Genomic DNA, 19,018 nt, shown 5'->3' on the forward strand with positions numbered 1-19,018 from the left:
GCCAGCCATGAATGTAATAGAATTTTTAAAAAAACACCCGATTGTTGCCGTCATTCGAGGAGCAACACCGGACAATATTGTTCCGATTGCAAACGCTTTAAATAAAGGCGGAGTCAAGGTCCTAGAGATTACCGCGGAAACTCCAAAAGTGATGGAGATGATTGAAAAAGTGGCCGATGAACTCAGCGATGAGGTTCTGGTTGGTGCCGGGACGGTGCTTGATCCCGAAACAGCGCGTGCGGCCATTCTCGCGGGAAGCAAATTTATTGTGTCACCGTCACTGAACGTCGAGACCATCAAGATGACTAAGCGATATGGAGTGGTCAGCATTCCGGGCGCGCTGACGCCGACCGAGATCTTGACCGCATATGAGCATGGCGCCGATATGATCAAGGTATTCCCTGTCAACGCCTTTGGCCCAAGCTATATCAAAAACATTCAGGGTCCGTTTCCACATGTCCCATTAATGGTAACCGGGGGAATCGACACATCGAATGTCAAAGACTATTTAAACGGGGGCGCGATAGCGGTCGGAGTAGGCTCAAATCTCGTTAACCCAAAGAAGCTTCACCATGAAGAGGATTTTCTGGCTCTAACACAAAGAGCCATAGAATACACAAATCTACAAAAAACAATCTAACAAAGAGGTGCTAGGAATATGAAAAAGTTTTTCTCATTGTCCTTTGTTTTACTAATGGTTATATCCGTTGTTTTGGCAGGTTGTGGCAAGGAAGAGGCAAAAACCAATGGTGAGGGCGAAGCAAAGAAAATTAAAATTGTTGCTGCCCATAACCAAACGTCTCCTGATAACCCATATCAAGTAGGTCTATTGAAGTTCAAAGAAGTGGCTGAAAGCAAGTCTAACGGCAATATCGAAGTAGAAGTTCATGCTGGTACGATTGGAACAGAAGAATCTGAGCTTGTAGAAAAGCTTAAATTGGGTGCCGCTGATGTTGTCTTGGTTTCTCCTGGATTCATGACGCAAACTGGCATTAAAGAAGTAGATTTATTGGCACTTCCCTATCTGTTCGACAGCTATGAGCACTGGGAAAAGGTTGTCGACGGCGATGTTGGTAAAGAAATGGCCAAGCTTGTCAATGAAAAATCAAACAATGATTTCAAAATTGTCGGTTACTGGTCTGCAGGGGTAAGACATTACTACGGCAAAAAGCCGCTTAAGACAATGGATGATTTAAAAGGCTTAACTTATAGAACACAAACATCCGGTGTTGTCGCTGATTATTGGAAGCAAGCAGGCGCTGTTCCAACTTCCATCGCATGGGGCGAATTGTATCAAGCACTGCAGCAGAACGTAGTGGATTCTTCTGAAAACGCTTATCCGTACTTTGTTCAGCAAAATCACCACAAGACGAAAAACGGTAAGTACATCACTGAAACAGGGCACGACTACACTACCCGCTTCTTATTGGTAAATGGCAAGAAGTTCGATTCTTACACAAAAGAACAACAAGATACAATTTTAGAAGCAGCAAAAGCTTCTGTTGAGGCTGAAAGAGAGTCTGTTTATGCACAGGAAAAAGAGTATAAAGAAAAAGCAATTGCTGAAGGTGCAGAAGTGAACGAGATTGACCGTGCACCATTCATTAAATTGGCAACACCGATTCAAGACAAGGCTGCCAAAGAAATGGGAGCTGACAAATTATTAAAGCAAATCCGTGACTTGAAATAAAAATTATTGTAATGAAGGGAAGAGGTTATACGATTCTTCCCTTTCTTGTTAATAAGGGGGCAGGTGAACCAGCATGATTAAAATGCTTGAAAAAATACAACTTACCGTTGGGGTAATTTTCTTATCAATCTTCTTTGTTGCCATTATCATTCAAATTATCACCAGACATCTCGGCATTTCGGTAATTTGGACAGAGGAAGTCGCCAACTATTCCTTCATCTGGTCGGTCTTTATGGGAGCGTCTGTCATGCTAAGCCGCAGGGAGCACTTTAGCTTTGATTTCCTTTTGCAAAAACTGCAGGGATCATCACGTGCAACGTTATTAGTGGTCATTGATACGATTGTGTTATTGTTTGCGGTTGCGCTGTTTTATTACGGATTAGAAGCGGTTAAGCAGTTCTGGAATTATAACTGGACCTCGCTGCCATCAATGAAGATGGGCTATGTGTGGATTTCGCTGCCGATTACCGGCCTGACAATGGCCATTTATACCCTTCAACATTTGATTGGCGACTTTAAAGCGTTAAAGGGAAAGGGGGTTAAAGCATGACCGCGATTATATTAGTAGCCTTGTTTTTGATTCTAATGTTCATTGGCGTGCCAATCGCGTTTGTTATCGGGATCATTGCGTTGATTGGAATCTTTACGGTTCCGTATATCCCGGAAGTAACCGTTCCGATGAAAATGTTAAATGGGATTGACTCGTTTGTATTGCTGGCGGTGCCTTTATTTATCCTGGCAGCCAACTTGATGAACAGCGGAAAGATTTCACAAAAGCTGATTGACTTGTCGATGGCGCTTGTCGGTCATATCCGCGGCGGCTTGGCCCATGCCAACATCCTGGTTTCGATGATTTTTGCCGGTGTCTCCGGTGCCGCCCAGGCGGATACGGCCGGTGTTGGTAAAATTCTGATTCCGAATATGAAAAAGCAAGGATATGATACGGAAACGGCTGTTGGAGTAACCGCGGCGTCTTCCACGATTGGTGTTATTATTCCGCCAAGTATTCCGATGATTATTTTTGCAGGCTTAACCAATGCTTCAATTGGTGCCTTATTCCTCGGCGGGATTGTTCCCGGGATTTTAATTGGCGTCGGCATGATGATTTTCGTCTATTTCCGTGCGATTAAGAAGGGATACCCGAAGGCGGAACGGGCGAAACTGACCGAGTTCCTGAAATTGGTGAAGGAAACGATTCCGGCGCTGATTACCCCGATTATTATCATCGGCGGGATTATTACCGGATTCTTTACCGCAACAGAAGCGGCAGCCGTTGCTTCCATGTATACGTTAATCATCAGCATGTTTTACTATAAGACGATTAAGCTCGCAGATATTCCAAAAATCTTGACGGACACCCTTGCGCTTAGCTCGTTATCATTGTTCGCGCTGGCAGCGGCAAGTGCGCTTGGCGAATTGTTGAGCTACTATCAGCTTGCGCAAATGGCCCAGGATTTCTTTGTGAACAACGTCGGAGCAAAATGGGTATTCATTCTGATTATTATTGCTTTCTTCTTATTTATTGGTACGTTCATGGATGCGATTCCAGCGATGATTCTGTTTGTTCCGGTCATCTTGCCGACAGCAACGCAATTTGGAATGGACCCAGTTCACTTGGGACTGATTGTAGTCATCACGTTGGCGATTGGACTAGTGACTCCGCCTTACGGTCTGTGCCTATTATTGGCGGCAAAAATTGGAGAAATGAGTATTGAACGCTCGCTCGTGGCGGTATTGCCATACATCGCGATAATTCTGGTCGTACTCGTGTTTGTGGCATTTTTCCCAAGCATCGCGTTCTTTGTACCGAAGCTCATTAATCCGAGCATGTTTTTATAAAGAATGACCGAAACAACTTGGAGGGAACATCATGGTTAGTAGAGAAATATTAAGCAGCGAGGGATCGCTAATGTTGGTCAGAGTTCATCTGGCTGAAGGATTTCACGGTGACGTTGACCAACATATTCACGAACAAATTAGCTATATTGAAAAAGGAAAAGTGGAGTTTGATGTAGCAGGAAAAAAGCGAATTCTGGTCGTCGGCGACACTCAGTATGTTCCACCCAATGTGAAGCATCAGGTACGGGTGCTGGAGGAATGTGTCATTCTCGATATATTCACCCCGCTGCGTGAGGATTTATTGGAAAAATAATCAGAAGGAAGAGGGCCCATGTTGGGGTCCTCTCCTCTTTATTTTGGTCGGAGAGACCTGAATTTTATTTCGTCAAGACCTTTACTCCATCTTGCCCAGCAATGATGACCGTGTTTGTCATGTCAATAAACAGCCCGGTTTCAACCACACCTAGTACCAGCTTTAATTGCTTATGTAATTCTTTCGGGTTTGAAATCGCCTCGAACTTGCAATCCAAAATATAGTTCCCATTATTGGTTATGAAAATGTCTCCATTTTTCTTTCTTAAAATCGGCGTACATCCGAGGCCGGCAATCCGTTCTGCCGTTGTCTCCCAGCCAAAGGGGACGACTTCAACTGGAAGCGGGAACTCCCCCAATTGCCCAACCAGTTTGGATTCATCGGCAATGATAATCAGCTGTTTCGCTTGGATGTCGACGAGTTTTTCCCGCAACAACGAACCGCCGCCGCCCTTGGTCAAATTGAAATCGGGATCAACCTCATCGGCCCCGTCGATCGCCAAATCGAGCAGCGGCACCTCGGAAAAATCAGTCAGCGGGATATTAAATTCCTTGGCCCAGCCTTCTGTCCTAATAGAGGATGGAATACCCTTGATGGTAAGTCCCTGTTGTACCCGTTCTCCTAATTTCTTCAACAGCCAATACACCGTCGAACCGGACCCCAAGCCAAGGACCATCCCATCTTCTACATATTCTGCCGCCTTCTCTCCGGCTGCTTTTTTCATTATATCTGAAGCGTTTAACAAGGAAGTCACCTCTTATTTTTTCTTTATTATACCATTGAACAAATCAAAAATAAGTTTCAACTTTTAAACCAGATGGTGTTGAGCTTGTGTGATTGAATAACGAGACTATTTAATTACAGGAAGAGTCTATTAGACAGTTTGAACTGGCTATTGTGGTAAAGTGTCTTATAGAGGTGTTCTATAAGACAGTTTGAGGAGGTTTCACTAGAAAAGTGTCTTATAGAAGTGTTCTATTAGACAGTTTAAGGGGGTTTCACTAGAAAAGTGTCTTATAGCCGTGTTATATTAGACAACTTGGGCGGGTTTCAGTAGGATAGTGTCCTTTAGAAAGGTTCCAATAGACAAAATTTATGAAATTTTTAAAAGGAATTAATAGAAAAAACGAGAATCCTTTAAATTAGCGCCAAAAAAATAAGGAGTAAACAAATGATTCACTTTGAAAATGTATCAAAACAGTTCGATGATGGTACGACTGCTGTTAAGCAATTAAATCTTACCATCTATAAAGGAGAATTTTTCGTTCTGATTGGACCGAGCGGCAGCGGGAAAACCACTACCCTCAAAATGATCAATCGGTTAATCGATATCTCTGATGGCACCATTTTAATAAATGGGAAAAAAATCAGCGACTATGATATTCATGAACTGCGCTGGAATATCGGGTATGTGCTTCAGCAAATTGCTCTTTTTCCACATATGACCATAGAAGAGAATATCGCCGTTGTTCCCGAAATGAAGAAGTGGGGCAAAGAGAAAATCGGCAAAAGAGTGGACGAGCTCTTGGAAATGGTAGGATTAGAGCCCCAAACGTATAAACACAGAAAACCGAGTGAGTTATCCGGCGGCCAGCAGCAACGAATCGGGGTTGTGAGAGCCTTGGCGGCCGACCCAGAAATCATTTTGATGGATGAGCCATTTAGTGCGCTTGATCCGATCAGCAGAGAAAAGCTCCAGGATGATATCGTGAACCTTCAAAAAACGATAAAGAAAACCATCGTTTTCGTTACTCATGATATGCAGGAAGCGCTAAAGTTAGGCGACCGGATTTGTATTATGAAAGATGGAGAAATCGTTCAAATTGGGACCCGTGATGAATTAATCTATCATCCCATTAATGATTTTGTCAGAGAATTTATTGGAACGAACAATCAAAGAGATTACCATTTTGAGCTGGAAAAGGTTCTATCTGGTGTCAATACAGAGGCAGAGAATATCCCGGTGATCCCAGTGACCAGTTCATTGCAGCTAACCCTTGAAGCATTATCGGAGCAGGACCAAGTCGGCATAGAAAAGGACGGGAAAATCATCGGTTATGTAACTAGACAGACGTTGATTCAGCATCTGTCGAGCAGCCTGAAAGAAGGTGCAGTAGAATGAACGATTTATTCCAAACCTTTTTAGCAAGAAAGGGAGATTTGCTAAAAGGTTTAATCGAGCATATCGAAATCTCCTTCATTGCCCTGTTTTTTGCTTTAATCATCGCGATTCCCCTTGGAATCTATTTAACCCGAAAAAAGAAAGCGGCTGAGATTGTCATTGGAATTGCCGCTGTGTTTCAAACGATTCCGTCACTGGCGTTGTTAGGGCTGCTCATACCACTTGTCGGAATCGGCACTGTTCCATCGATTATCGCCTTGGTCATTTATGCGTTGCTTCCAATTTTAAGAAACATCTATACTGGAATCAAAGAAGTGGACCCCAATTTGATTGAAGCGGCAAAAGGGCTTGGTATGAATAACCGCAGATTGTTATTTAAGGTAGAGCTTCCCCTTGCCATGCCTGTTATTATGGCTGGGATTCGAACCGCAATGGTGCTGATTATCGGTACGGCAACGATTGCAGCCCTGATTGGGGCAGGTGGATTAGGCGATTTGATCACAGTCGGAATCAGCCGAAATGATTCGGGCCTGATCCTGTTAGGGGCGATTCCAGCAGCCCTGTTAGCGTTATTTTTCGACTTTTTACTGAGGCAAATTGAGAAGATGTCGTTTAAGAAATCGATGGTCTCCATCGTTTCAGTCATCATCGCCGCTTTCTTGGTCATCACCGTTACTTCGTTCTTGCAGCCAAAAAGAGCAGACATTATCATCGGAGGAAAATTGGGGGCAGAACCGGAAATCTTGATGAATATGTATAAGCTTTTAATTGAAGAGAATTCTTCCCTGAGTGTTGAGGTGAAACCAAATATGGGCGGAACCACCTTTGTCTATAATGCTTTAACCTCGGGCAGTATCGATATTTATCCTGAATTCACCGGGACGGTCATCGCAGATTTGTTAAAAGAACAACCAAAGAGCACGAATCGAAAAGAAGTCTATGAACAAGCCAAGGATGGCCTGTTAACCAAATTAGATTTAGTTCTGCTTAAGCCGATGAAATTTAATAATACTTATGCATTGGCAGTGCCAGCGTCACTAGCGCAGCAGTATAACCTGAAGGCGATTTCTGACTTGGCACCAATAGAAGGCGCGATAAAGGCTGGATTCACGCCGGAATTCCCTGAGCGCGAAGATGGATACCTCGGGATCCAAAAGCTTTATGGAATCCAATTCTCCAAAGTTACCATTATGCAGCCGGAATTAAGGTATGCGGCCGTAAAAAGAGGCGATATTGATTTAGTAGATGCCTATTCAACGGATAGTGAACTTGAAAGATATAATCTCGTTGTATTAGAGGATGACAAAAATTTATTCCCTCCGTATCAAGGCGCACCTTTATTAAAGAAAGAGACAATAGAAAAATATCCAGAGGTAAAAGATATTTTGAATAAACTTTCTGACAAAATTACCGATGATGAAATGAGAAAAATGAATTACGAGGTTGCGGTTGAGAAGAAAAAGGCTAACAGTGTGGCGAAGGAATTTTTAGAAAAAAATGATTTACTAAAGTAATGAGGAAGGGTGGAGATGGGAATGGAAGTAAAAGAAACACAAGCCAAGAAAATCCTTACAGAAGCAAAGGGATATCTGGACGTCGGCTTCACCCATTCCCTGAATCCATACAGCGGCTGCGGCTTCTCCTGTAGTTATTGCTATGTAAGGGAAATGCCCCTCCAACGGTTCAAAGGAATCCCATGGGGAGAATGGCTCGACCTCAAAACGAACGCGGCCGAAAATTACCGGAAAGAAATTATCAGACTTCGCAAGAGGAGTAAGCCAGTAATTATCTTTATGTCATCCGCTACAGACCCATACCAGCCAATGGAACGGAAGGCTGGAATCACCCGGGCGATTTTGGAGGAAATGGTAGAGAATCCGCCTGATTTCCTGCAAGTTCAAACGCGAAGCCCGCTCGTCACAAGGGACTTAGATTTGTTAGTAAAATTAAAGGGAAAATGTGATATCGTTGTATCGATGACGATTGAAACCGACCGAGAAGACATCAAGCAAATTTTTGCTCCCTATGCCCCTGGGATAAAATTACGATTAAAAGCCTTGAAGGATGTTCATGATGCGGGTGTGCCTACCCAGGCTTCGATTTCTCCTGTACTGCCATTTACCCCTGATTTCCCGAAACTGTTGGATGGAATCGTGAATCGGATTTGGATTGATAGCCTCCTTATTGGCGATGGTCAAGGGGGACGGCGTTCAGAGAGATTGGGGATGCCGGAATTATTTAAGGAGTATGGGTTATCGGAGTGGTACAGTGAGGATATCCATGATCGGGTAAAAAAATATTTTAGTAACTACTTTTCTGGTGAAATGATTGGTGTTTCCTGTAATGAGGCATTTCCTAATTTTCAATCGTTACTTTAAGGTGCCTACTCCACGACCATGTTCCTATGATAAACCAACATCCCGGGTGTTATGAGAGGTTCATAACGCCCGAGCGCATGAAAAAACCAACGCCCCGGTCGTTATGGAAGGTTTATAACGCCCGAGCGCATGAAAAAACCAATGCCTCGGTCATTATAGAATATTCATAACACCAAACCCCTCAAGCAAAACTAATGCCACGCTTATTAAATTTCTCCTTCCAGCTTCCCCTTAATTACCCCAGGCTTATTTCCTTCAAGAACCTCGCAATCGCATCCTCAATGCTCAGTACACCAAGATTCCCATCTTTTCGCTTCCTCAATGCCAAGGAATGGTTCTCAATTTCTTTATCCCCAACGACCAGCATAAAAGGAACCTTTTGTTTTTCGGCTTCCCTGATCTTCAAGCCCATCTTCTCATTCCGGTCATCGACTTCGACACGCAATCCTGCTGCTTCAAACCGAGATTTCACGCTATATGCATAATCCATCTGAGCCTCGGAAACCGGGATGATTTTTGCCTGAACTGGCGCCAGCCAAAGCGGGAATTCCCCAGCATAATGTTCAATTAAAATCGCCATAAACCGCTCAATCGAGCCGTAGATAGCCCGATGAATCATCACGGGAACATGAAGGTTGTTATCCTCGCCTACATAACCACAGTTAAACTTTTGCGGCATTTGAAAATCCAATTGGACAGTGCCGCATTGCCAGCTTCTGCCGAGTGAATCCAAAATATGAAAGTCAATTTTCGGACCATAAAATGCTCCATCGCCAGGATTCAGCTGATAATCAACCCCTTTGCTCTGTAACACAGATTCCAGCGCAGCTTCCGCATGATCCCACATTTCCTGCGAGCCCATGTATTCCTCCGGACGAGTGGACAGTTCGACCTTATAATGAAATCCAAACAGGGAGTAAAACTCATCCACTAATTCAAGGACTTTGGCAACTTCGGACTCAATCTGGTCTACCCGGGCAAATATATGAGCATCGTCCTGAGTAAAGGCACGTACCCGCAAGAGCCCATTTAACGAGCCGGACAGTTCATGCCGGTGGACCAATCCAAGTTCTGCATAGCGGATTGGCAATTCCCGATAACTTCTCCGTTTGCTGTTGAAAATTAATACAGCGCCGGGGCAGCTCATTGGCTTAATCGCATAATTTTGCTCATCTACATTGGAGAAGTACATATTTTCGTGATAATGGTCCCAATGGCCGGATTGTTCCCAAAGTTCTTGTTTCATCATAATCGGTGTTTTAATTTCCAGATAGCTGGCCTTTCTGTGCTTTTTCTTCCATAGGTTTTCAAGCTCATTCCGAACCACCATCCCGTTTGGCAGGAAAAACGGCATGCCTGGCGCTTCTTCCATTGAAGTGAATAGTTCTAACTCTTGTCCTAACTTTCGATGATTTCTTTTTTCTGCTTCCAATTGATTCATCATTTTTCATTCCTCCTAATTTTTATATAAAAAAAAGACCACACCCATCCCAATAAAAGGGACGAGTGTGGTCGTGGTTCCACCCTAATTTCGTAAAACATGCCTGCTTTACGCTCAAAAAAAGATAACGGATTTCCCCGATTACAGATACTTTGATAACAGTTCCCCATAATAGCTCCAAGGCGGTAAACCATTCACTTTTCTTCAGGGCTTTCAGCCAATGGCCCTGTTCTCTGGCAAGAAATCGTAAGAATGATTCATGTCCTTTTCAACGCTTAACTATGAAATTTTATAAAAAAAAGACCACACTTATCCCAACAAAAGGGACGAGTGTGGTCGTGGTTCCACCCTAATTCCATAAAACGAGCCATTCGGCCTGTCTTAAGCTCAAGAAAGATAACGGATTACCCGATTATAGATACTTCGAATTCCCTATAATAGCTCCAAGGTGGTAAACCATTCTCTTTTCTTCAGGGCTTTCAGCCAATGGCCCCGTTCTCTGGAAAGAAAGTCTAAGAATGATTCATGTCCTCTTCATAGCTTAAATTGATTTACAATTTATGGTTGTTGCTAATATTAATACAGATATTTGAAAAGGTCAATTCTTTTTTGAAAATTTTCTATTTCCGATTGGAAAAATTTCCTAAGATAAAAGTGAAACCAAATGACACTTCCATTTCGTTTACCATATGAAACATTTGCAAGGGGAGGTCCCATCTTTGAACAATGAACAGGAACTGATGCAAAAAATTAGGGAAGGGGATAAGGAAGCCTTTGGCCTACTGGTTCGAAATCTTCTGCCCTCAGCCTATAAAACAGCTTTTCTTATTTTAAAATCAAAAGAACATGCAGAGGATGCGCTGCAGAATGCACTTGAAGGGGCGTATATCAGCATTATGAAACAGAAGGAGCTAACGAATTTTAAGGCATGGTTCTACAGTCTCGTTTATTCCCGCTCCATCGACATCTATCGAAAAACTCATCGTGTTATACATGTTGATTTTGAGGATAGCAACGAAGCCCAGAGCAAAATCATTCACCAATCGGCACAGGAGAAGGCGATTCAAAATGAAACAAAACAGGAAATGCTGGCCCATCTCCAGAAGTTGAAAAGAGACCAGAGTTTGCCGTTGTATCTCCATTATTATGAAGATTTATCCCTGAAAGAAATATCGCTTATTCTTAATGAAAACATCAACACCGTCAAAACCCGAATTAAACGAGGAAGGCAAAAGCTTGCGGAAATAATGGGAAACTCAAAGAATTTTTATCAGGAGGTAAAGACGAATGGGCTCTAAAAAAGAAGTGAACCTCTCATCATTGGAACATTTGCAGGTGCCTGACACCCTTGAAAAATTTATTGCAGACCTGCCGGAGCGATACGCGAACGGCGAGATTAATAAGGAAATCGAGGAACAAACGGAAAAAGATTGGAACACCTTTCGTCATGGGTTAAAGGGGCGTAAGGTATTGTGGAAACGGGTGACTGCCGTTACGGTTTCCGTCACCGCGGCGTTTGGCCTCTTCGTCGGATCGGCCTTTGTCTCACCCGCCATGGCCCAAATTGTCTCGACTATTCCTTATTTAGGGGGGTTATTTGATTCCAAACCGCTTTTTGATGAAGTAAAAGAGGCCCTGGATCAGAAGCAATACCGATACGATCAATTAGGTGTAAGCATTCCTGAGAAGGAAGTAACTGTTGGGTTTGAAGGCAGCGTTGAGTACTATAACGAAGTTAAAACGCCAGTGGAAGACCTGGTTAAGGATATCTTGAAGAAAAGAAACAATGATGCCTACAACGTAAGGGTATTCCACGACCCTGATGCTGGCAAAAGGGCTGCGGAGCATTTTGAAACAATTGATCATGAGTTTGACGCAGAGGCAGATAAAGTAACGGCGATTGTCGGTGAGGTTTTGCAACAGTATGGATATGAGCCGAACGGAATTGGAATCAGCAGTGATAGAAGAATCAACATTGAATATATTCCCAAAACCGAGACAAGATTGGATCAGATTAAGAGTGATATTTTAACAAGATTGCAGCAGGAGCAGATTAAGGAATACAAAATAAAATTTTACCTGATTGACCCTAATTTGCAGGAACGGGAAGGCCGATTAGTGCCCTTGTACCTAACGATGACAGAAGGGCTAACGGGCAGAACCGAATTTAAAGTGAGTGGAACCGGCTATTCTAATAATAAAGAACGCTTCTATATCGAAGTCCGGACCACGGTTTCTTCTGCTGACGCGGAGCAGGAGGAAGTGGCGGCAAAGGTCGAACAGGCCATCAAGGATTTCATGCAAACAGAGGAAGCCAAAACTGCCGTTCAAACCGACATATATGAAATTGTTATTTTAAGTAAGGATAAAAAGACGTTGCGGACAATAAAAAATTAGATTTCTGGCCCTTCTGCATTTTATGTAGGAGGGTCTTTATCCTTAATAAGAGCCATTATTGTCTTAATTATAGTATATTGAAAAATGGGGGGTGTTTTTTTTGAAAAAAAAGATTTGGATGCTCGTTATAACCATTCCATGCGTATTACTGCTGTTGTTTTCGTTCACTTTTATACCTCATAAACTGGTGAATATCACCCCATCGGACGTTTCCAAGATTAAGGTTTTTGATGGAAATACGGGTTATCAGGTAGAGATTACCGACAGGAAACACATCAATCATATTATCAATAACTTGAATGGAGTAACATTTAAAAAAGGAAAACCTTCTTTTATGTATATGGGATATAGCTTTCGTACAACCATTTTTGATCATAAGGGCAAACCGATTAAGGAATTGACGATTAACTCATCTGATACGATAAGATACAAAGGATTTTTCTATACCTCCACAAATAAAAACATAGATTATGATTATATAGAGAAACTCGTTCGAAAATAGGAGATATGATGGAAATTACGTTAATAAGACACGGTAAATCATTATGGACAGAGAATAAGCCGATTACTGGCCACGAGTTTAAAAAATGGGTTGAACAATATGATTTCCAGGGAGTATCTGAAGAAAAGTCCTATCCTCCTGAAACTATTGAAAAAATTAAGGCTGCTGCTATTGTCATTACAAGTGATCTGAAACGGTCGCTGGAATCTGCGGAGTATTTAAAACCTAACGTAACCGTCATTTCAAACTCACTATTTCGTGAAACGGAAATGCCTGTTGCCCAAATTAGGGGCTTAAGGTTACATGCGAGTATGTGGGCGGTCATTTTGCGATGCTTATGGTTTATGGGTTATTCCAATGGATGTGAGTCAGTAAAAGAGGCAAAAAGAAGAGCGGAAGCAGCCGCAAGGTTCTTGGTTGAAAGGGCAGAGGAACATCAATCCGTTGTTTTGGTCGGCCATGGATTTTTTAATAGAATGATTGCCAAGGAACTCATAAAGAATGGCTGGATAGGAAATAGAAAAACGAGTGCCAAGCACTGGGATTCAACAACGTTTCGGCTTGAATACTAAGGAGGATATTTTTTTGAACGAAAAAATCATTAAAAAACATTTAAATGAAAAGTACGGTGATTTTAAGCTTGAGAGATTAACCGGGGGATACACAAATGAAACGTTCCTATTAAAATCGGAATCGCAGCCTCCATTGGTGATTAAGCTGGCCCATTCTCTTAACAAGGACATCGAAAATGAAATCAATTGCTTGAAATTGATGCAGGACACCGGGGTGACGCCCAAAATCTACGACGTCATAAATACGGATCGCTTTCAAATCATTGTAATGGAGTACCGGAACGGCCAGAATGGACAATCTATTTTAGATAGCAAGGAACAGGAGAGAGCAGAAGAATTATATAAAAGATTGGGAGCATCTCTTGCAAAAAATATCCACTCCAAGATATATGAAGAGGCTTTGGAGATAAAGGCCTCCGATTTTGCTGAATTGAACCTTGATTTGGATTTTGTCCCAGAAGATCTTATCGGTACCTCTAAGGATATCCTGTTGCGCATAAACGATTCGCAGGAGGAATGGGTCCTAACCCACGGCGATTACGGGGTTCATAATGTTTTATACACTGACTCTAATACTCTGACAATCTTGGATTGGGAGTGGGCGGAATGGGCAAACCCTATAACCGATATTGCTTGGGTCTGTTGGTTTACCAAACTGCATTTCCCTGAATATGCCGAAGTTCTGAACCCCTTGTTTATGGAAGAATACAAACAGCATAGCCCAATCCATATATCCCCACAATCCTTAAAGGGTTATTGTGTATATAAGGTTTGGAAGGTGTTGCATAAGGTTCAACATGCCCCAAAAGAAGTTCAGCAAGAATGGATCAGACGGTTAAGATGGACCGTTGAAACGGATCTATCATAGAATTTTATCGCAGTGTGTTTTGTTTAATTTAGGGGGGGAGACATGTGAATATCCTCATTAGGGAAGCGAAAGTGGACGACCTTGGGGCAATACGTGAAATCTACAATCAAGGAATTCACGATCGAATTGCCACATTAGAAACAGATGAAAAAGATACCCTTTATATGAAAGAATGGTTTGAAAAGCATACCGGCCGTTATCAGGTTATTGTCGCGGAAATGGACGGGAAAATTGTCGGCTGGGCTTCTTTAAATCAGTTCAATAATCGTTGTGCCTATGACGGGGTTGCCGATATTTCAGTCTATATCTCAAGATGGCAATGGAAAAATTACTGTAAAAGATTGATAGCCTGTGGATATCAATCTTTTTTTACAATAACTTTACATGATCGTTCTTGCATTCCATCATTATTCGAATTACCATATAAGCATATAGTTATATGCTGATTAAAAAGGAGGTATCGTTGTGTCTAAAACCATTGTTGAATTAGACCGCGCCGCTGCTGTTTTGAAACTGTTGGGAGATAAAACCCGCCTTACCATCATCGGTATTTTAAAGCAGCGTGAGTGCTGTGTCTGTGAATTTCTTGAAGTGTTTGATATGAGCCAGCCATCGATCAGCCAGCATTTAAGAAAATTAAAAGATGCAGGAATGGTGAAAGAGGAAAGAAGGGGCCAGTGGATATACTATTCCTTGAATCAACAAAGCGAGCTGTATGGACTTATTGAAGATATATTGGAACATGTACCGGAACAGAAAGATAAAATAAACTTGATTGATATAGCCAATCCGACCCTTCGGTGCGGGTGTTAATTTTGAAAGTGGACGTGAGAAAAATTGAGTACTACAGATAAAAAACGATTATCCTTCTTGGACCGATACTTAACCCTATGGATCTTTATCGCAATGGCGGTTGGTATTGGCCTGGGCTTTATTTTTCCGGGATTTGTCGAAGGGATGAACGAACTGCAGGTTGGAACAACATCGATTCCATTGGCTATTGGCTTAATCCTAATGATGTACCCGCCACTGGCAAAAGTTCGTTATGAGGAAATCGGCCGGGTCTTTAAGGATGTCAAAGTATTGGTGTTATCCCTGGTTCAAAACTGGATTATCGGCCCGATCCTTATGTTTTTGCTGGCGATTATCTTCCTCCCGGATAAACCGGAATATATGGTTGGGCTCATCATGATCGGATTGGCCAGATGTATTGCGATGGTGATTGTTTGGAACGATCTTGCCAAAGGAGATACAGAGTATGCGGCGGGACTGGTCGCCTTTAACTCGATTTTTCAGATGCTGTTCTTTTCGGTTTATGCCTATGTGTTTGTCACCGTCATTCCGGAATGGATCGGGCTCGAAGGGGCAGTTGTCAGTATTACGATGCTTGAGGTGGCCAAATCGGTATTCATCTATTTGGGGATCCCATTTATCGCGGGCATGCTGACACGTTTTACCCTGGTAAAAACAAAAGGCAGACAGTGGTATGAAAAAGTATTTATCCCGAAAATCAGCCCCATTACCTTAATCGCACTTTTATTTACGATTATCGTCATGTTTTCATTGAAAGGCGACACGATCGTCAGTCTGCCATTAGACGTCATCAGAATTGCCATACCGTTATTCATCTACTTTATATTAATGTTTTTTGTATCCTTTTTCATGGGGAATAAGATTGGCGCGAATTATCCTGTCACGACAACCCTTGCGTTTACGGCGGGGAGCAATAACTTCGAATTGGCGATTGCGGTGGCGGTCGGCGTATTCGGGATTCATTCCGGTGCCGCTTTTGCGGCCGTTATTGGGCCTCTTGTGGAAGTGCCGGTGATGATTGCGTTAGTCAATGTGGCATTATGGTTTAAACGAAAATATTTTAAAGAATCTGCAGCCTAAAGGTGGAATTCAACATGGAGAACAAAAAAACGATTTATTTTTTATGTACAGGAAACTCTTGCCGAAGCCAAATGGCTGAAGGGTGGGCTAAAAAACATTTGGGTGACGGCTGGGAAGTGAAAAGTGCCGGTCTGGAGGCACATGGATTAAACACGAATGCCGTTAAAGCGATGAAGGAAGCTGGCATGGATATTTCCAAACAAACATCTGATATCATTGACCCAGATATCCTGAATAACGCTGCACTGGTTGTCACGTTATGTGGCCATGCAGCCGAACATTGCCCTGTTACCCCTCCCCATGTAAAGCGGGTCCATTGGGGATTCGATGACCCGGCGAAAGCTCAAGGAACTGACGAAGAAAAATGGGCATTCTTTCAGCGTGTCCGCGATGAAATCGGGGATCGGATTAAACGTTTTGCCGATACGGGGGAGTAAAATGGGATGGCCAAGAGGCTGAACTCTTGGTTTCCTACTTATGTTTTGGAGGGGAATTTTATGACCAAAGTACAAATCTTTGACCCGGCATTATGCTGCCCTACAGGCGTTTGTGGTCCGAGTGTGGATCCTGAATTAACCAGGGTAGCAACGGCGATTTTTTTATTGGAGAAAAAAGGCTTTGATATTACACGCTATAATCTTGCGACCGAACCTGGAAGATTCGTTGAAAACACGGAGGTAAACCGGGTTCTTCATGAACAGGGGCCAGATGCATTGCCCGTTTCGATCGTTGATGGGAAAATCGCCAAAATTAGCATTTACCCAACCAACGAAGAATTTTCAGCATGGTTTGGAGTAGAAGTGGACGAGCTTTCGAAAAAGCAAAAGGTCGGACTGAAAATCGATTTAAAATAGAGAGAAGTGAATGTCATGTTTCAACCTTTCGATCCGAAGATGATTGTGGCGGCCAAATTTTTATTTTTCACAGGCAAGGGCGGCGTTGGCAAGACTTCGACAGCCTGTGCGACGGCCGTGGCTTTAGCGGAAGAGGGCAAAAAGGTGTTGTTGGTCAGTACGGACCCCGCCTCTAATTTGCAGGACGTATTGGAAGTTGGGCTGACAAATAGTCCGATGGCGATCGCAAATGTGCCCAATCTTTATGCCTGTAATCTTGACCCAGAGGAAGCCGCTAAAGCATACCGCGAGAACATCATCGGACCTTACCGCGGGCAACTTCCTGATGCCGTTGTGGCCAACATGGAGGAACAGTTATCGGGGGCTTGCACCGTTGAAATCGCCGCATTTGATCAATTCACCAATTTGCTTTCCGACCCAAAGGTGTACGGAAAATACGAGCATATTATCTTTGATACGGCTCCGACAGGGCATACGCTCCGCCTGTTGCAGCTGCCGACGGCATGGAGCGGCTTTTTGGAAGACAACACCCATGGCGCCTCTTGTTTGGGGCCTTTATCGGGGGTGTCTGAAAAGAAACAAATCTATGCCATTGCTATGGATACACTTTCTGATCGTGGAAAAACGACTCTTATTCTTGTTTCCAGGCCGGATGAGTCCTCCTTGCTTGAAGCCAGCCGTGCATCTAAAGAGTTGAAGGATATTGGCATCTCAAACCAAGTTCTGATTATAAATGGATTATTACATTCTTATTTACCTGATGATAAAATTTCCGCAACGTTATATGAAAGACAGCGCAAGGCAATCAAGGGGATGCCAAAAGATTTAAAACAGGTTGTCACGTATTCGCTGCCATTTGTGTCGTATTCCTTAACAGGCATTCAAAACCTGCGTTATTTATTTAAACATTACACACTACCTGCGAAGCAATTAGACGCTAATGGCGAGCCAATCTCATTGCCTGGCTTAAACCAAGTAATGGAAGATTTTTCGGAAAATAACACGAAAGTGATTTTTGCAATGGGGAAAGGTGGAGTTGGCAAGACTACAATTGCATCCGCGATTGCTGTAGGCTTGGTGGAAAAGGGCCATAAAGTCCACTTAACCACTACCGACCCAGCTGCCCAAGTAGAGTTTGTTTTTCAAAATAGCGCATTAAATGAGCAATTGACCATTAGCCGGATCAATCCAACAGAGGAAGTCGAGGCTTACAGACAGGAAATATTGTTCAGGGTAAGCGATGAGCTAGATGAAGAAGCGATTGCATATATAGAAGAGGATTTAAAATCGCCATGTACGGAAGAGATTGCCGTTTTTCGGGCATTTGCGGAGGTTGTGGCAAGGTCTCAGGATGAAATCGTCGTCATTGATACGGCACCGACAGGGCACACATTGCTGCTTTTGGATGCCGCACAGTCCTACCATAAAGAACTTGCCCGGTCCACAGGAGAAATTCCCGAAAGTGTCCAGATGCTGCTCCCGCGCTTACGGAATCGAAAGGAAACGGGCTTGGTCATCGTCACATTGGCGGAAGCCACTCCGGTATTAGAGGCAAGCCGGTTGCAAGCTGATTTAAGGCGGGCCGATATTTTCACGGAATGGTGGGTCATCAATCAAAGTTTATATGCTGCCGAAACAAAAGACCCCGTTCTCAAAGGAAGGGCACAGGCCGAAGAAGCTTGGATTCGACAGGTGATAGCCGAGCTTGCTGAAAAATCTGCAATCGTTCCACTGATGAGTGAAGAAATCACTGGGTATGAGCAGTTAAAAAAATTTAGTAACCAAGGGACCCTGGTTGCAAATACGTTGTAATTTTATCAAAAAACGGTATGATAAATGGGTGAATTTTTTGAAAGGTGATGGGGAGATGAATATTACAGATCAGGCTCGTGATGTCCTGAAGCAATTGCTTCAAGAACATGATGCCAAAAACATTCGTATCTATTTTGCAGGCTTTGGCTGAGGACAGCCAAAAATGGGACTGGCTCTGGATGAGCCGGATGAAAAGGATATAGTCGTAACGGTTAATGAAGTATTGGTCGCCATTGATCCCGATGTAGAGCCATATACGGAGAATCTAACAATGGATTTCAACCAAGAGGCCAATGGGCTTGTGTTACTGGGAAATGAGAGTAACTGCTGTTAAATA

At 43.0% G+C, this 19,018-nt stretch carries 22 protein-coding genes and 2 other annotated features; of the genes, 20 read left to right on the plus strand and 2 right to left on the minus strand.

The window, feature by feature from the left end:
• The first annotated feature begins 7 nt into the window (after positions 1-7).
• The 5 genes from M3234_RS22215 (at position 8) to M3234_RS22235 (ending at position 3,842) form a co-directional block, all read left to right on the plus strand.
• On the plus strand, positions 8-640 hold the full coding sequence (locus tag M3234_RS22215) for a bifunctional 4-hydroxy-2-oxoglutarate aldolase/2-dehydro-3-deoxy-phosphogluconate aldolase (protein ID WP_262306803.1): 633 nt from the start codon (positions 8-10) through the stop codon (positions 638-640).
• An 18-nt stretch (positions 641-658) separates the two neighbouring features.
• The gene (locus tag M3234_RS22220) at positions 659-1,690 is read left to right on the plus strand and encodes a TRAP transporter substrate-binding protein (RefSeq protein WP_262306804.1); all 1,032 of its coding nucleotides are present in this window, start codon (positions 659-661) and stop codon (positions 1,688-1,690) included.
• A 73-nt stretch (positions 1,691-1,763) separates the two neighbouring features.
• Complete coding sequence (locus M3234_RS22225; protein ID WP_262306805.1) at positions 1,764-2,240, plus strand: TRAP transporter small permease; 477 nt, start codon at positions 1,764-1,766, stop codon at positions 2,238-2,240.
• Positions 2,237-3,529 (plus strand): TRAP transporter large permease, encoded by a 1,293-nt coding sequence (locus M3234_RS22230; protein WP_262306806.1) that lies wholly within the window; start codon positions 2,237-2,239, stop codon positions 3,527-3,529. Before M3234_RS22225 ends, M3234_RS22230 begins: the two co-directional genes overlap by 4 nt.
• A 31-nt stretch (positions 3,530-3,560) precedes the next feature.
• Positions 3,561-3,842, plus strand: coding sequence for a cupin domain-containing protein (locus M3234_RS22235; protein WP_262306807.1), 282 nt, complete (start codon positions 3,561-3,563; stop codon positions 3,840-3,842).
• Between the two features lie 64 nt (positions 3,843-3,906).
• On the opposite strand, the gene rpiA is transcribed toward M3234_RS22235, so the two are convergent.
• A complete protein-coding gene (gene rpiA, locus M3234_RS22240; RefSeq protein ID WP_262306881.1) occupies positions 3,907-4,566 on the minus strand; it encodes a ribose 5-phosphate isomerase A in 660 nt (219 codons plus the stop codon).
• 447 nt (positions 4,567-5,013) lie between these two features.
• Between rpiA and M3234_RS22245 the strand changes: the two genes are divergently transcribed.
• Genes M3234_RS22245 through M3234_RS22255 form a run of 3 tightly spaced genes read left to right on the plus strand, consistent with a single transcriptional unit; the run spans position 5,014 to position 8,342 of the window.
• Positions 5,014-5,964, plus strand: coding sequence for an ABC transporter ATP-binding protein (locus tag M3234_RS22245; RefSeq protein WP_262306808.1), 951 nt, complete (start codon positions 5,014-5,016; stop codon positions 5,962-5,964).
• Positions 5,961-7,478, plus strand: coding sequence for an ABC transporter permease/substrate-binding protein (locus M3234_RS22250; RefSeq protein ID WP_262306809.1), 1,518 nt, complete (start codon positions 5,961-5,963; stop codon positions 7,476-7,478). The genes M3234_RS22245 and M3234_RS22250 overlap by 4 nt, the downstream gene beginning before the upstream one ends.
• Positions 7,479-7,493: 15 nt before the next feature.
• Positions 7,494-8,342 carry an SPL family radical SAM protein gene (locus M3234_RS22255; RefSeq protein ID WP_262306810.1) on the plus strand — a complete coding sequence of 283 codons (849 nt, stop codon included), beginning with the start codon at positions 7,494-7,496 and terminating at the stop codon, positions 8,340-8,342.
• A 235-nt stretch (positions 8,343-8,577) separates the two neighbouring features.
• Here the strand turns inward: M3234_RS22255 and thrS are convergent, their stop codons facing one another.
• The gene (gene thrS / locus M3234_RS22260; protein WP_262306811.1) at positions 8,578-9,786 is read right to left on the minus strand and encodes a threonine--tRNA ligase; all 1,209 of its coding nucleotides are present in this window, start codon (positions 9,784-9,786) and stop codon (positions 8,578-8,580) included.
• A gap of 51 nt (positions 9,787-9,837) precedes the next feature.
• Positions 9,838-10,064 (minus strand) — a binding site (T-box leader).
• Positions 10,065-10,102: 38 nt separating this feature from the next.
• Positions 10,103-10,330: a binding site (T-box leader), on the minus strand.
• A 172-nt stretch (positions 10,331-10,502) separates the two neighbouring features.
• Between thrS and M3234_RS22265 the strand changes: the two genes are divergently transcribed.
• The 12 genes from M3234_RS22265 (at position 10,503) to M3234_RS22320 (ending at position 19,015) form a co-directional block, all read left to right on the plus strand.
• Positions 10,503-11,081, plus strand: a complete 579-nt coding sequence (locus tag M3234_RS22265; protein WP_262306812.1) for an RNA polymerase sigma factor — start codon at positions 10,503-10,505, stop codon at positions 11,079-11,081.
• On the plus strand, positions 11,071-12,180 hold the full coding sequence (locus M3234_RS22270; RefSeq protein ID WP_262306813.1) for a DUF4030 domain-containing protein: 1,110 nt from the start codon (positions 11,071-11,073) through the stop codon (positions 12,178-12,180). The genes M3234_RS22265 and M3234_RS22270 overlap by 11 nt, the downstream gene beginning before the upstream one ends.
• A 100-nt stretch (positions 12,181-12,280) precedes the next feature.
• Complete coding sequence (locus tag M3234_RS22275; protein ID WP_285858593.1) at positions 12,281-12,682, plus strand: hypothetical protein; 402 nt, start codon at positions 12,281-12,283, stop codon at positions 12,680-12,682.
• 5 nt (positions 12,683-12,687) lie between these two features.
• Positions 12,688-13,254, plus strand: a complete 567-nt coding sequence (locus M3234_RS22280; protein ID WP_311315682.1) for a phosphoglycerate mutase family protein — start codon at positions 12,688-12,690, stop codon at positions 13,252-13,254.
• 13 nt (positions 13,255-13,267) lie between these two features.
• Entirely contained in the window at positions 13,268-14,122 is an 855-nt protein-coding gene (locus tag M3234_RS22285) for a phosphotransferase family protein (RefSeq protein ID WP_262306815.1), read from the plus strand.
• A gap of 44 nt (positions 14,123-14,166) precedes the next feature.
• Positions 14,167-14,568, plus strand: coding sequence for a GNAT family N-acetyltransferase (locus tag M3234_RS22290; protein WP_262306816.1), 402 nt, complete (start codon positions 14,167-14,169; stop codon positions 14,566-14,568).
• A 19-nt stretch (positions 14,569-14,587) separates the two neighbouring features.
• On the plus strand, positions 14,588-14,935 hold the full coding sequence (locus M3234_RS22295) for an ArsR/SmtB family transcription factor (protein ID WP_262306817.1): 348 nt from the start codon (positions 14,588-14,590) through the stop codon (positions 14,933-14,935).
• 24 nt (positions 14,936-14,959) lie between these two features.
• Positions 14,960-16,015: an ACR3 family arsenite efflux transporter gene (gene arsB / locus M3234_RS22300; protein ID WP_285858594.1), complete on the plus strand. Its 1,056-nt coding sequence runs from the start codon at positions 14,960-14,962 to the stop codon at positions 16,013-16,015.
• A gap of 14 nt (positions 16,016-16,029) precedes the next feature.
• On the plus strand, positions 16,030-16,452 hold the full coding sequence (gene arsC, locus M3234_RS22305) for an arsenate reductase (thioredoxin) (protein ID WP_262306818.1): 423 nt from the start codon (positions 16,030-16,032) through the stop codon (positions 16,450-16,452).
• Between the two features lie 60 nt (positions 16,453-16,512).
• A complete protein-coding gene (gene arsD, locus M3234_RS22310; RefSeq protein ID WP_262306819.1) occupies positions 16,513-16,869 on the plus strand; it encodes an arsenite efflux transporter metallochaperone ArsD in 357 nt (118 codons plus the stop codon).
• A 15-nt stretch (positions 16,870-16,884) separates the two neighbouring features.
• On the plus strand, positions 16,885-18,681 hold the full coding sequence (gene arsA / locus M3234_RS22315) for an arsenical pump-driving ATPase (RefSeq protein WP_262306820.1): 1,797 nt from the start codon (positions 16,885-16,887) through the stop codon (positions 18,679-18,681).
• A 163-nt stretch (positions 18,682-18,844) separates the two neighbouring features.
• Positions 18,845-19,015: a hypothetical protein gene (locus M3234_RS22320; protein WP_262306821.1), complete on the plus strand. Its 171-nt coding sequence runs from the start codon at positions 18,845-18,847 to the stop codon at positions 19,013-19,015.
• Positions 19,016-19,018 lie beyond the last annotated feature (3 nt).

The organism is Neobacillus niacini, from assembly GCF_023715785.1.
GTDB lineage: Bacteria > Bacillota > Bacilli > Bacillales > Cytobacillaceae > Neobacillus > Neobacillus niacini_E.

Coding starts and splice junctions, on each gene's coding strand:
- M3234_RS22215 (WP_262306803.1), top strand. CDS start 8: ATGAATGTAATAGAATTTTTAAAAAAACACCCGATTGTTGCCGTCATT.
- M3234_RS22220 (WP_262306804.1), top strand. CDS start 659: ATGAAAAAGTTTTTCTCATTGTCCTTTGTTTTACTAATGGTTATATCC.
- M3234_RS22225 (WP_262306805.1), top strand. CDS start 1,764: ATGATTAAAATGCTTGAAAAAATACAACTTACCGTTGGGGTAATTTTC.
- M3234_RS22230 (WP_262306806.1), top strand. CDS start 2,237: ATGACCGCGATTATATTAGTAGCCTTGTTTTTGATTCTAATGTTCATT.
- M3234_RS22235 (WP_262306807.1), top strand. CDS start 3,561: ATGGTTAGTAGAGAAATATTAAGCAGCGAGGGATCGCTAATGTTGGTC.
- rpiA (WP_262306881.1), bottom strand. CDS start 4,566: ATGAAAAAAGCAGCCGGAGAGAAGGCGGCAGAATATGTAGAAGATGGG.
- M3234_RS22245 (WP_262306808.1), top strand. CDS start 5,014: ATGATTCACTTTGAAAATGTATCAAAACAGTTCGATGATGGTACGACT.
- M3234_RS22250 (WP_262306809.1), top strand. CDS start 5,961: ATGAACGATTTATTCCAAACCTTTTTAGCAAGAAAGGGAGATTTGCTA.
- M3234_RS22255 (WP_262306810.1), top strand. CDS start 7,494: ATGGGAATGGAAGTAAAAGAAACACAAGCCAAGAAAATCCTTACAGAA.
- thrS (WP_262306811.1), bottom strand. CDS start 9,786: ATGATGAATCAATTGGAAGCAGAAAAAAGAAATCATCGAAAGTTAGGA.
- M3234_RS22270 (WP_262306813.1), top strand. CDS start 11,071: ATGGGCTCTAAAAAAGAAGTGAACCTCTCATCATTGGAACATTTGCAG.
- M3234_RS22280 (WP_311315682.1), top strand. CDS start 12,688: ATGATGGAAATTACGTTAATAAGACACGGTAAATCATTATGGACAGAG.
- arsC (WP_262306818.1), top strand. CDS start 16,030: ATGGAGAACAAAAAAACGATTTATTTTTTATGTACAGGAAACTCTTGC.
- arsD (WP_262306819.1), top strand. CDS start 16,513: ATGACCAAAGTACAAATCTTTGACCCGGCATTATGCTGCCCTACAGGC.
- arsA (WP_262306820.1), top strand. CDS start 16,885: ATGTTTCAACCTTTCGATCCGAAGATGATTGTGGCGGCCAAATTTTTA.
- M3234_RS22320 (WP_262306821.1), top strand. CDS start 18,845: ATGGGACTGGCTCTGGATGAGCCGGATGAAAAGGATATAGTCGTAACG.